This is a genomic window from Rhodovulum sp. PH10 (assembly GCF_000293785.1).
Classification (GTDB): Bacteria; Pseudomonadota; Alphaproteobacteria; order Rhizobiales; family Xanthobacteraceae; genus Rhodoplanes.
Map to the genome: position 1 here is coordinate 1 of NZ_AKZI01000058.1, position 12,479 is coordinate 12,479.

Sequence of the window (12,479 nt, forward strand, 5' to 3'; positions counted from 1 at the left end):
CTCGCCAGAGCCCGTCGATAAAGGACGAATTTCGAGTCAGGCTCTCAGGACGAGGTCGGACTCTGTCGCCGTTGGTATGATCCGGGTTCCGGATGGATCGCCCGGGATGCATGCCTCCGTCATGCGCGGGCTTCGACCCGCGCATCCATCGAAGGCGAAAAGAAGCGCCTTTGTTGGATCGGATGGATCGCCGGGTCGCGGCCTTCGGCCGGCCCGGCGATGACGGCGGAGATCCCGCAGCCCTCCACGCGATCTGCACCACCGATCTGGCGTGATCACACGCTCTCGGCGGGCGCCGCCGTGGTCTTGGGCCGATCGATGCCGCCGGCGGCGGGCAGCGTGCCGAGCCACTCGCGCACCGCGGCGGGACCGGAGAAATAGCCCTCCGCCGTGTCGATGTGGCGGCCGACCGCGAAGCCGAAGCCGCCATGGGCGGCGAGCGTCGGAAACACGCACTCGTCGGTGACGTCGTCGCCGAGAAACACCGGCCGTCGCCCGGCGAACGGGGCGACCTTCAGCAGGCGGGCGACGCCGGTCGCCTTGTCGAAGCCGGTCAGCTTCACCTCGACCACCGATTTTCCCGGCAGCACGACGATCGGCAGCTCGGGAAACCGCCCGCAGATCGCCGCCACCGCGTCGCGCACGGCGTCGCCCATGTCGGGGGCGAGGCGGTAGTGCAGGGCGAGCGAGTAGCCCTTGTCCTCGATCAGGATGCCGGGACCGAGCTCGGCGACCGCGGCGAGCTCGCGCTTCAGCCGCAGGTCGAGCGTGGCCGCCCCGCTCGGCGCCACCGCGCCGTCGCGCACGACCCGCATCTCGGCGCCGTGCCCGCCGACCGCGGGAAGCGCTAGCGGCGCGAACAGGAGATCGAGATCGGCGATCGCCCGGCCGCTCACCAGCGCCAGCGCGCCGCCGGTCATCCCATGCAGGGTCTCGAGGTCTTTGCGCAGCGACGGCGGCACCCACACCTCGCGCGGGGTCGGCGCGAAGTCGAGCAGCGTGCCGTCGATGTCGAGGAGAAGGGCGAGCTCGTCGAGCGCAATGCGGTCCGGCAAGGTATCGGTCATCGATGAGATCCGTCCTGAAAAATGCTCGGATCGCAGCGTGCGGCCGGGTCGATCCGAAAAAATCCCCTTGCGCGGGGCATGGAGCCGAGCCTCCGTCGGCATTCGTGTGGCAGAGCGTCAGTCGAGCGCGGCGAGCGGACGCGCCACCGCCTCGAGCCCTTTTCGCTCGGCCGCGATTCCGAACCGCCACTGCACCAGGGCAGCCACGATCATCAGGGCGGCACCGAACATGTAGCCGTCGAACACACTGGCCCGCGAGCCGGAATCGATCAACGATCCGAACAGCCAGGGGCCGGCGACACCACCCACCCCGGTGCCGATCGCATAAAAGACTGCGATGGTCAAAGCCCGAATTTCCAGCGGAAACGTCTCGCTGACGGTGAGATAAGCGGCACTCGCCGCGGCGGACGCGAAGAAGAACACGACGGTCCAGGCAAATGTCTGCTGGCCCACCGAGATGACGTTCTCCTTGAACAGATAGCCGGAGAGCACCAACAGCACGCCGGAGATCGCATAGGTGAAGACGATCATCGGCCTTCGACCGAGCGTGTCGAACAGCCGGCCGAGCAGCAGCGGCCCGAGAAAGTTGCCGGCCGCGAACGGCAGCACGTACCAGCCGACGCCGTCGATCGGCACGTCGTAGAAGTCGGTCAGCACCAGCGCGTAGGTGAAAAAAACGGCATTGAAGAAGAATGCCTGCGACGCCATCAGCACGAAGCCGACCGCGGTGCGGCCGCGATAGGTGACGAGCAGCGTCCTCGCGATCGCCGCGAACGGCGTGGTGTGCCGCACGCGCAGCCGGATTCTTGGCGCGTCCGCCGGCAAGGGCGCGGCGCCCGGTGCGCCGCACACCCGCCGCTCGATGCCCGACACCACCGCCTCCGCCTCGGCGAGCCGGCCGTGCGTCATCAGCCAGCGCGGGCTTTCCGGGATCCACATCCGCATGAACAGGATCACGAGGCCGATCGCCGCGCCGATCAGGAAGGCGAGCCGCCAGCCGTATTCGGGCGAGACGATCGCCGGGTCGAGCACGACGATCGAGCCGAGCGCGCCGGCGGCGGCGCCGACCCAAAAGCTGCCGTTGATCACGAGGTCGGTCCAGCCGCGCACCCGTGCCGGCACCAGCTCCTGGATGGTCGAGTTGATCGCGGTGTACTCGCCGCCGATCCCTGCGCCGGTGAGGAAGCGCAGCAGTGCGAAGCTCCAGACGTCCCAGGCGAAGGCGGTGGCGGCGGTGGCGCCGAGATAGAGCGCGAGGGTGACGAAGAACAGAAGCCGGCGGCCGAGCCGGTCGGTCAGCCAGCCGAAAAACAGCGCGCCGAGCACCGCGCCGAGCAGATACGCGCTGGTGACGAAGCCGACATCGGTGTTGGTGAACTGCAGGACCGGGCTCTGCTTGAAGGCGCCCGCGAGCGTGCCGGCGAGCGTCACCTCGAGCCCGTCGAGGATCCAGGTGATGCCGAGCGCCGCCACCACCAGCGTGTGGAAGCGCGACCACGGCAAGCGGTCGAGCCGGGCCGGGATGTCGGTCTCGACGATCGCGCCATCGGCGAGACCGCCATGGGCATCGGCCCGGCCGTCGGTGCGTTCGGCGGCGGTCACGGACAACCCTCTGCGAGAGGCGCGCAGCCAGGGCCACGGGGGTGAGCGACGAAGGCGGCGACGCGGATGCCCGGCTCGCCGTCGGGCGGCTTGCGAATCGGGTCGTCGATGTCGCCGGGGACGTCCGGCAGGGGCGGCGGCTCCTCGATCGGGCCGGGCTCTTCCGGGCCGGGCGGTGGCTCGTCCAGTGGCTCGTCGGGCAGGCCGGGATCGTCGAGCGGATCGGGGTTTGCGGGGCCGGGCGGCGGCTCGTCGACCGGGCGCGGACCGCGGCGCGGCGGGGTCGCCGCGGCGAGCGGAAACAGCGCGGTCGGGTCGTTCGGGTCCGGCGGCAGAGCGAGAAGAGGATCGGTCACGTCGTCTTTCCGGGCAAACAGGCGGCGGTATCACGCCACCGGACAAAAGAGCGCCCCCTGCGGAAAACGCAGCGGCGCATTTTGGCGCGGCAACTTTCGAGCGCGTGCCGACGCCCGACGGGTGTAGAGTTCAACCGGTCGGGGGACGGTTCGTTCCTGCTCCGACATATTCTGCGCCCCGGGGTCTCCGTTCCCGGGCCTCGTCGGTCGGCGACCTCGGTCGACGCCTTCGGCCGGTACGCGAGGGTGGAGCAGGGTGGCCGTTTTCCGACGGCGGAGGGCGCGCGGTCGCCGGTCGACCGTGTCGCGATCGGCGGCGTGTACGAGGCGTCGCGTGGTCCTGTCGGTTGTGGCCTTCGCCGGGCGTCACTCCCACGGGCCTCGCCGGACCGGTTGTGTCGAGTTGACGGCAGCATGAAAAACGTGCAACATTCTATAAAATTTTCAAAATGTGAAAAAAGTGTTGGAATAATCACCAACGTTGAGTATGAGTTGTAATATACCACAACCCTGAGGTCGACTACAGTGGCTCACCTATTTCCCGCGTCGGAGCCGGGCTCGCCGGCTCGTTCGGAGCCCTCGTCGTCTCCGTCCGCGTCCTCGTCGTACCCGAGCGGCAGGGACGAAGGCGGGCTGCCGAGCAGCGGCGATCGTCTGCTCGCCGTGCTCGGGCTTTTCACCATAAACCGCCCGGCCTGGACGGTCGAGGAGGCGGCCGAGAAGCTCGAGGTCTCCGCGACCACCGCCTATCGCTACTTCAAGCGGCTGACGCGGGTCGGGCTGATCAGCCCGGTGTCGGGGGCGAGCTACACGCTCGGGCCGGCGATCATCCAGATGGACCGACAGATCCAGCTGTGCGACCCGATGCTGCGGGCCGCCCGCGGGGTGATGGCCGGGCTGATCCGCCAGGTGCCGGAGGGCGGGGTTCTGTCGCTGTGCCGCCTCTTCCACGACCGGGTGATGTGCGTGCACCAGGTGATGGGCGACAACCCGCCGGAGCTGATCAGCTACGAGCGCGGCCATCCGATGCCGCTGTTTCGCGGCGCCGGCTCCAAGATCATCCTCGCCTATCTGCCGAACCGCACGTTGAAGTCGCTGTTCGAGCGCAACACCCAGGCGATCGCCGACGCCGATCTCGGGCGCGACTGGGACGAGTTCCGCCGCCTGCTCGCCGCCATCCGGCGCGCCGGGGTCGCCAGCACGGCGGGCGACCTCAACCCCAACCGGGTCGGCGTCGCCGCGCCGATCTTCGATCAGCGGCGCGCCATTCTTGGCAGCCTCAATTTCGTGGTGCCGCAGCAGAATTTCGACGACGCGCTGCGGGTGCGCCTGACCGGCCTGGTCACCGTCGGCGCCCGCGAGATTCAGGCCGGCATGCTGGCGGCGGCGGAGGAGAGCGGCGCCAGCCGTCCGCGCGTGCGCGTGCCGCGCTGACCGCGGTTTTCGAGGGAAAGCGCACGGCGCCGGCAACACGTCGGCGTCGCGCAAGCGCGGGAGGGGGCGTGTGGCAGGTCCGGCGGGCCGGCCCCGACTCCCGCTCCGGCTTCGTCGGTGGCCGAGCGGTCAGCGCGCCCGGCGCAGCTTCGCCAACAGCTCCGGGGTCGGCCACGAGTCGGCCGGCAAGCCGAACTTCTGCTGCGCCGCCCTGACCGCCGTGCGGGTGCCAGCGCCGAGCTTGCCGTCCGGCTCGCCGGCGTCGAAGCCGGCGGCGTTCAGCCGCTGCTGCAGCTCCTTGGTGTCGTCCGCCCCGAGCACCGGGATGTTTCGGTCGCCGCGGTTCATCGGCGGCGCGCCGGCGAGCCGCGTCGCGTAATAGGCGGCGGTGGTCGAGTAGACCAGCGAGGCGTTCCATTTCAGGTACGCCTGAAAGTTCGGATAGGCGAGAAACGCCGGCCCCTTGCGCCCCATCGGCAGCAGCAGCGAGGCCGGCAGCGCGGCGTTCGGTCCCGTCCCGAGCGGCTTGCCGTCGCGCGCGGTGACGCCCCGGCGCGCCCACTCGGAGACCGGCCGGGTGATCGCGAGATCGGCGTCGGCCCACGCCAGATCGTCCGGCACCCGCACCTCCTCGAGCCACGGCTCGCCGCGCCGCCAGCCGAGATGGGCGAGATAGTTCGCCGACGAGCCGATCACGTCCGGCACGCTGCGCAACAGGTCGCGCTTGCCGTCGCCGTCGTAGTCGACCGCGTTCTTGAAATATTCGGACGGCATCATCTGGGTCTGGCCGAGCTCGCCGGCCCACGAGCCGACCATGCCGGCGGCGGTGAGGTCGCCGCGCTCGATCATCCGTAGCGCATCGATCAGATGGCCGCGGAACATGTCGGAGCGCCGACAGTCGTAGGCGAGCGTGGCGAGCGAGGTCAGCGCCTTGTCGTCACCCATATTGGCGCCGAAGTCGCTTTCGAGTCCCCAGAACGCGGTGATCACCGGCGCCGGCACGCCGAACTCCTTCTCGGCGCGGGCGAACACGTCGCGATACTCGGCGATCAGCTGCGGCCCCCGCGTCAGCCGGTAGGGCATCAGGAGCTTGTCGGAGAACTGCAGGAAGCTCTGCGCGAAGAAGCGCTGGCCGCGGTCGATGTTCACGATCCGCTGGCTGTAGGCGAGATAGGGCAGGGCGGCGCCGATCGCCTTCTGCGACACGCCCTGGTCGGCCGCCTCCTTCAGAAAATCCTTGCGCCACGCGTCGAAGCTGCCGGTGTTGCGGCAGGCTTGGGCGCTCGCGCCAGCGGCGGTGGTGCCGAGCACCAGCACCGCGAGCAGCACGGCGCGCGCGAGCGGCCGCCGGCCGCCATTCCCGGTCGCCGCCGTGCGTCGTCGTTTCGTTGTTCCGCGCATGAAACCTCCTTCGGTCGAGAACGTTGAAGAAGCGGCCGCGCGGCCCGCGTCGCCCGTTTCCTCGCCTGATCCCGACATCGTGTGCGAAGGGCTCGATGAAGTGAGTGAAGACCGTTCGACGACCCGTCCGTCAAGGCAGCTTGTCGAATCCGTCCGAGAAGCCCTTCAGGCTCATCGGGAAGCCGATGCCTTCCTCGGGCGTCTGAAAGATGAAGAAGGTCGCGGTGGTGCCGTTGCGAAACTGGCCGATCAGCTTCTCGTCCATCACCACCTCGGCGTAGCAGCCGCGCGGCAGGCAGCGCACGAAGCCGGCGCGGCCGACGTCGACATTGTCCACCTTGAGGCCGAGGCCGGCGGGCAGCAGCACCCCGAGCGGCGCCTGCACGCGCATCAGCCGGGTTTTCTGGTCGGCGGTGCGCAGCACCAGCACGGTGAGGCCGACATTGGCGCGGTCCTCGGCGACCACGCTCTGGAACAGCGCGCACTGCTCGGCCTGGGCGCCGGGCGGCGTCTCGCACCGGATCTGCCAGTCGTCGTGCACCGAGCGGACCGCACCCTGGGCGGCGGCCGAATCGATTCGCACGCCGAGCGCGACGAGGACGACGGCGGCCGCCAGCACGACGTGCAGGAGACCGCGCGGGTGGTAACGACGGAACGACCGCGCTGCGGCGGTCGGCAGGTGGTGCGGGATCGCACTCATTCTCGGGCTCCCTGGTCGGGCGGCGCTCGCGGCATGCGGTTGCGAGCACCGGCCCGTGGATCGGCGGGCCAGCGTGGCCAGTTTCGCGAGCGAAGTCACGCCGTTCGTGTGCGCCGGCGAGCCGCTCTTCGTGCCCTCGGGCGAGGGCGGTCGCGACACCGGGACGGAGCGTCGGCGCGAGCGATCGCCGCGGTGCCGAATTCTGCACGTTGCGATCCATGAGGCACATTGCGAGTAGGGCGGAATTGTGGTTTGACAGATACAGGTCGCGGTACATACCCCCGGTGCCGTCGAGGCCGTCCGCAAAATCGTTGCGCCCGAAGTGCGCCCTGCGGAACCTCAGACAGACGTCAGGTCGTCGAATCCTGCTCACCGGCGGTGTCGTGCCCGCGTCCCGAGACGCGCGGCAGAACTGACACGTTCGGATCTCGAGGAGGAGCGTTGACCAGGATGCAGGGACTCTTCCGGCGGCCGAGCGGGACGATGGCGAGCGGAGCGGCGGCTGTCGCCGCGGCGCTCGCCGGTGTGCTCGCCATCGCCGACACCGCCTTCGCCGACACCGCCTTCGCGCAAGCCGCCGCCACTGCGCCCGGCGCGGGCCAGCCCGCGCCCTGGCAGCTCGGCATGCAGCAGGCCGCCGCCCCGGTGATGCAGGACGTCGTGTGGTTCCACGACCTCTTGTTGTGGATCATCGCCGGCGTGGTCGCGCTGGTGCTGGTGCTGCTCGTCACCGTGATGGTGCGCTTCAACGCCGGCGCCAACCCGACCCCCTCGCGCACCACCCACAACACCCTGATCGAGGTGATCTGGACCGTGGTGCCGGTGATCATCCTGGTGGTGATCGCGGTGCCGTCGTTCCGCATCATGTTCTATCAGCTCAACACGCCGCTGGCCGATCTCACGGTGAAGGCGACCGGCAAGCAGTGGTTCTGGACCTACACCTATCCGGACGACGGGCCGATCGAGTTCGACTCGCTGATGGTGCCGGAGGGCGAGCTGAAGCCCGGCCAGCCGCGCCTGCTGGCGGTCGACAACGAGTTGGTCGTGCCGGTCGGCAAGGTGGTGCGGGTGCAGGTCACCGGCGCCGACGTGATCCACTCCTTCGCGGTGCCGGCGTTCGGCATCAAGATCGACGCCATTCCCGGCCGCCTCAACGAGACCTGGTTCAAGGCCGAGCGTGAGGGCGTCTATTACGGGCAGTGCTCCGAGCTGTGCGGCAAGGACCACGCCTTCATGCCGATCACCGTGCGGGTCGTCGGCGAGCAGGCCTATGCCGCCTGGCTCGCCGAGGCCAAGCAGAAATGGGCCGCGGCGCCGTCGCCGGTCACGGTCGCCGTCACCACGCAGAACGCCCGTTGAGCGGGGCGCCGTCGCCGACGCGCGACGGCCGAACGCGAGCGCAGGCCAACGGCTCGAGGATTCGACCATGGACGCCACCGCCAAGAGTCACGACAGCCACGACGCCCACGCGCACGCCCATCCGACCGGATGGCGGCGCTATCTCTACTCGACCAACCACAAGGACATCGGCACGCTCTATCTCGTGTTCGCGATGTTCGCGGGCGTGATCGGCGGCGTGCTCTCGATCGGCATCCGGCTCGAGCTGCAGGACCCGGGGATGCAGATCTTCTCCTCGGGCCACGCCTTCAACGTGTTCACCTCCGCGCACGGCCTCATCATGGTGTTCTTCATGGTGATGCCGGCGATGATCGGCGGCTTCGGCAACTGGCTGGTGCCGCTGATGATCGGCGCGCCCGACATGGCGTTCCCGCGGATGAACAACATCTCGTTCTGGCTGCTGCCGTTCGCCTTCACGCTGCTGATCATGTCGCTGTTCGTCGAGGGCGAGCCGGGCGGCACCGGGGCGGGCGCCGGCTGGACGCTCTATGCGCCGCTGTCGACGCTCGGCCATCCGGGTCCGGCGATCGACTTCGCGATCCTGGCGCTGCATCTCGCCGGCGCCTCGTCGATCCTCGGCGCGATCAACTTCATCACCACGATCCTCAACATGCGCGCGCCCGGCATGACGCTGCACAAGATGCCGCTGTTCGTGTGGTCGATCCTGGTGACGGCGTTTCTCCTGCTGCTGGCGCTGCCGGTGCTCGCCGGCGCCATCACCATGCTGCTGACCGACCGCAATTTCGGCACCACCTTCTTCGCGCCGGAGGGCGGCGGCGACCCGGTGCTCTATCAGCATCTGTTCTGGTTCTTCGGGCATCCGGAAGTGTACATCATGATCCTGCCGGGCTTCGGCATGATCAGCCAGATCGTCGCGACCTTCTCGCGCAAGCCGGTGTTCGGCTATCTCGGCATGGCCTATGCGATGGTCGCGATCGGCTTCATCGGCTTCATCGTGTGGGCGCACCACATGTACGTGGTCGGTCTCTCGACCGGCACGCAGGCCTATTTCGTCGCCGCGACGATGATCATCGCGGTGCCGACCGGCATCAAGATCTTCTCCTGGATCGCGACCATGTGGGGCGGCTCGATCGAGTTCCGCACGCCGATGCTGTGGGCGCTCGGCTTCGTCTTCCTGTTCACCGTCGGCGGCGTCACCGGTGTGGTGCTCGCCAACGCGTCGGTCGACCGCGTGCTGACCGACACCTATTACGTCGTTGCCCACTTCCACTACGTGCTGTCGCTCGGCGCGGTCTTCACCATTTTTGCCGGCTGGTACTACTGGTTCCCGAAATTCACCGGCTACATGTACGAGGAATGGATCGGCAAGCTCCATTTCTGGGTCACCTTCGTCGGCGTCAACATGCTGTTCTTCCCGATGCACTTCCTCGGGCTCGCCGGCATGCCGCGCCGGATCGCCGACTACCCGGACGCCTTCCACGGCTGGAACATGGTGTCGTCGATCGGCTCCTACATCTCGGGCTTCGCGCTCCTGATCTTCTTCTTCGGCCTGGTCCGCGCCTTCGTGCGCAAGGAGCAGGCGGCCGACAATCCGTGGGGGGCGGGCGCCACCACGCTCGAATGGACGCTGTCGTCGCCGCCGCCGTTCCATCAGTTCGAGGTCTTGCCGCGCATCACCTGAATGGTTTTTCGCGGGCGACGGTTCGCCGCCGCCCCTTACCCGAACGATTGCGAGGTCCGATGTCCTTTGCCACCGACGCCGAACGAGACGATGTGATCACGACCCCGCTCGCGGTCGGGCTCGACCGCGCCAGGGTGGAGCCGAGCGTCGCCGAGGTCGCCGATTACATCGCGCTGATGAAGCCGCGGGTGATGCAGCTCTCGGTGTTCACCGCGCTGGTCGGCATGCTGGTGGCGCCGGGGCATCTGCATCCGGTGATCGGCGTTTCGGCGCTGGTGTGCATCGCGGTCGGGGCGGGAGCGGCCGGCAGCCTCAACATGTGGTGGGACGCCGATATCGACGGCGTGATGGCGCGCACGTCGAAGCGCCCGATCCCGGCGGGCCGGGTGACGCCCGGCGAGGCGCTCGCCTTCGGGCTGACGCTTTCGGTCGGCGCCGTCGCGGTGCTGGGGCTGGTCGCCGGCTGGCTCGCGGCCGGGCTGCTCGCCTTCACCATCTTCTTCTACGCCGTCGTCTATTCGATGGTGCTCAAGCGCTCCACCTCGCAGAACATCGTGATCGGCGGGGCGGCCGGCGCGGTGCCGCCGATGATCGGCTGGGCCGCCGCCACCGGCAGTCTGTCGATCGAGCCGGTGCTCCTGTTTCTGATCGTGTTCTTCTGGACGCCGCCGCACTTCTGGGCCCTCTCGCTGTGGCGCTCGGACGACTATGCGCGGGCAAACATTCCGATGCTGCCGGTGGTGGCGGGGCCGGCCGAGACCAAGCGCCAGATTTTCGCGCACGCCGTGCTGCTCGCGCCGACCGGCGTGTCGCCCTGGCTGATCGGTGCCAGCGGCCCGATCTACGGCCTCACCGCGCTGGTCGCCGGTGCGATGATGGTCTCGCTCGCCTGGCGGCTGTTGCGCGCCCGAGACGAGAAGATCGCCGACAAGACCGCCAAGAAGCTGTTCGGCTTCTCGCTGTCCTATCTGTTCGTGCTGTTCGCGGTGCTCTTGGTCGACCACTGGGTGTGGCCGTCGCTCGCGCCGCACCTCGCGTCGGTGCTGGCCTCGTCGTGGCACACGGTGGTGGGAGTTTTCGCATGAGTGGTCACCCGATCGATCGGCAGGCCGGCGGCGTGATTCTGACGCCGGAGCAGCTGCGCAGGCGCCGCGCCCGCTCGGTCGCGATCGCGCTCGCGCTCGCCGCGCTGGTGGTGATGTTCTACGCCGTCACCATCGTGAAGCTGGGCCCCGGCGTGTTGAGCCGGCCGCTGTGAGAGCAGGAGTGCGGGCATGAAGGAGCCGTCGTCGGGTCGGCCGGACAAGCGCGCGATGCCACGCCTGCGGCGTGACGTCGGCATCGCGCTCGCCTGCGGCGCCTTCGTCGGCCTGATGGTCGGCGCGGCCTATGCGGCGGTGCCGTTCTACACTTGGTTCTGCCGCGTCACCGGCTTCGGCGGCACCCCGCAGATCGCCGAGCTGGCGCCCTCGAAGGTGCTCGACCGCCGCATCACCGTGCGGTTCGATTCCAACGTCGCGCCGGGCCTGCCGTGGCGCTTCCTGCCCGAGAAGACCGCGATCGACATGAAGGTCGGCGAGGTGGTGACGGCCTATTACCGCGTCGTCAACACCTCCGGCGAGCCGACCTCCGGCACCGCCGGCTACAACGTCGCGCCGACCACGACCGGCGCCTATTTCACCAAGATCAACTGCTTCTGCTTCACCGAGCAGTCGATGGCGCCGCACGAGACGCGCGAGATGGCGGTGGTGTTCTTCGTCGATCCCTCGATCGCCGACGATCCCGATCAGGACGATCTCTCCACCATCACGCTGTCCTACACCTTCTATCCGACCCGCAACCCGTCCTCCGCCGCGACCGGCGGGACGACGGGCGCGCGCGGCGGATCGTCCGGCTGAGGGCGGGATGAGCAACAACGATCACGAGCCGAAACACCACGCGGCCCCGGCCGCAGGAGCGACGGAGACTCCGATGGCCGACATCACGATGGGCGAGGGCGCGGCGGTGGACGGGGCGGCCCCGGCCGCGGCGGCCCAAGCGCCGAAGAAGCATCACGACTATCATCTGGTCGATCCGAGCCCGTGGCCGGTGATCGGCTCGGCCTCCGCCTTCGTGATGGCGCTCGGCGCGATCTTCTGGATGCACAACTCCTTCGCGATGGCGCCCTACGTGTTCGCGCTCGGCGCCGCCGGCGTGCTCGGCACGATGTTCGGCTGGTGGCGCGACGTGATCCGCGAGGCGGAGTACGGCGGCCATCACTCGCGCGTCGTGCAACTCTCGCACCGCTACGGCATGATGCTGTTCATCGCCTCCGAGGTGATGTTCTTCGTCGCGTGGTTCTGGGCCTATTTCAACTCGGCGCTGTTTCCGGCCGACGCGGTGCACGTCGCCCGCACCGAGCTGTTCGGCGGCACCTGGCCGCCCAAGGGCATCGAGGTGCTCGACCCGTGGCACCTGCCGCTCCTCAACACGCTGATCCTGCTCACCTCCGGCACCACCATCACCTGGGCGCACCACGCGCTGCTGCAGGGCCATCGCGAGGAGGTGAAGTGGGGCTTGATCTGCACCATCGCGCTCGGCCTCACCTTCACGGGCATTCAGGCCTACGAATATTGGCACGCCCACTTCGCCTTCGCCGGCAACCTGTATGGCGCGACCTTCTTCATGGCGACCGGCTTTCACGGCGCCCACGTGATCATCGGCACGATCTTCCTGAGTGTCTGCCTCGCTCGCGTCTATGCCGGCCACTTCAGCGCGGAGCATCATCTCGGCTTCGAGTTCGCCGCCTGGTACTGGCACTTCGTCGACGTCGTGTGGCTCTTCCTGTTCGCCTCCATCTATGTGTGGAGCGCACTCGGCGCCGCGGGGGCACGTTGACC

General features: G+C 68.7%; 12 protein-coding genes. 7 read left to right on the forward strand and 5 right to left on the reverse strand.

Annotation, left to right across the window (positions count from 1 at the left end; translation table 11 throughout):
• Nucleotides 1-275: 275 nt before the first annotated feature.
• From otsB to A33M_RS22330, 3 genes are all read right to left on the reverse strand, one after another.
• Nucleotides 276-1,067: a trehalose-phosphatase gene (gene otsB, locus A33M_RS10660; protein ID WP_157223425.1), complete on the reverse strand. Its 792-nt coding sequence runs from the start codon at nt 1,065-1,067 to the stop codon at nt 276-278.
• A gap of 117 nt (nt 1,068-1,184) precedes the next feature.
• Nucleotides 1,185-2,669 (reverse strand): MFS transporter, encoded by a 1,485-nt coding sequence (locus A33M_RS10665; RefSeq protein ID WP_008386813.1) that lies wholly within the window; start codon nt 2,667-2,669, stop codon nt 1,185-1,187.
• A complete protein-coding gene (locus A33M_RS22330; protein WP_008386815.1) occupies nt 2,666-3,025 on the reverse strand; it encodes a hypothetical protein in 360 nt (119 codons plus the stop codon). The genes A33M_RS10665 and A33M_RS22330 overlap by 4 nt, the downstream gene beginning before the upstream one ends.
• A gap of 525 nt (nt 3,026-3,550) precedes the next feature.
• On the opposite strand from A33M_RS22330, the gene A33M_RS10675 reads away from it, so the two are divergent.
• Complete coding sequence (locus A33M_RS10675; protein WP_083850416.1) at nt 3,551-4,459, forward strand: IclR family transcriptional regulator; 909 nt, start codon at nt 3,551-3,553, stop codon at nt 4,457-4,459.
• Between the two features lie 129 nt (nt 4,460-4,588).
• Here the strand turns inward: A33M_RS10675 and A33M_RS10680 are convergent, their stop codons facing one another.
• Both A33M_RS10680 and A33M_RS10685 read right to left on the reverse strand, forming a co-directional pair.
• Nucleotides 4,589-5,860: a lytic murein transglycosylase gene (locus A33M_RS10680; protein ID WP_157223426.1), complete on the reverse strand. Its 1,272-nt coding sequence runs from the start codon at nt 5,858-5,860 to the stop codon at nt 4,589-4,591.
• Nucleotides 5,861-5,990: 130 nt separating this feature from the next.
• Nucleotides 5,991-6,560, reverse strand: a complete 570-nt coding sequence (locus A33M_RS10685; protein ID WP_008386820.1) for an invasion associated locus B family protein — start codon at nt 6,558-6,560, stop codon at nt 5,991-5,993.
• 450 nt (nt 6,561-7,010) lie between these two features.
• Between A33M_RS10685 and coxB the strand changes: the two genes are divergently transcribed.
• From coxB to A33M_RS10710, 6 genes are all read left to right on the forward strand, one after another.
• Nucleotides 7,011-7,919: a cytochrome c oxidase subunit II gene (gene coxB / locus A33M_RS10690; protein WP_052027003.1), complete on the forward strand. Its 909-nt coding sequence runs from the start codon at nt 7,011-7,013 to the stop codon at nt 7,917-7,919.
• A 67-nt stretch (nt 7,920-7,986) separates the two neighbouring features.
• A complete protein-coding gene (gene ctaD / locus A33M_RS10695; RefSeq protein ID WP_008386828.1) occupies nt 7,987-9,600 on the forward strand; it encodes a cytochrome c oxidase subunit I in 1,614 nt (537 codons plus the stop codon).
• Between the two features lie 59 nt (nt 9,601-9,659).
• Nucleotides 9,660-10,685 carry a heme o synthase gene (locus A33M_RS10700; RefSeq protein WP_008386829.1) on the forward strand — a complete coding sequence of 342 codons (1,026 nt, stop codon included), beginning with the start codon at nt 9,660-9,662 and terminating at the stop codon, nt 10,683-10,685.
• Nucleotides 10,682-10,858 carry a hypothetical protein gene (locus A33M_RS24415; protein WP_008386831.1) on the forward strand — a complete coding sequence of 59 codons (177 nt, stop codon included), beginning with the start codon at nt 10,682-10,684 and terminating at the stop codon, nt 10,856-10,858. The genes A33M_RS10700 and A33M_RS24415 overlap by 4 nt, the downstream gene beginning before the upstream one ends.
• Before the next feature lie 55 nt (nt 10,859-10,913).
• On the forward strand, nt 10,914-11,498 hold the full coding sequence (locus A33M_RS10705) for a cytochrome c oxidase assembly protein (RefSeq protein ID WP_202801857.1): 585 nt from the start codon (nt 10,914-10,916) through the stop codon (nt 11,496-11,498).
• Nucleotides 11,499-11,586: 88 nt separating this feature from the next.
• Complete coding sequence (locus tag A33M_RS10710; RefSeq protein ID WP_052027007.1) at nt 11,587-12,477, forward strand: cytochrome c oxidase subunit 3; 891 nt, start codon at nt 11,587-11,589, stop codon at nt 12,475-12,477.
• Nucleotides 12,478-12,479 lie beyond the last annotated feature (2 nt).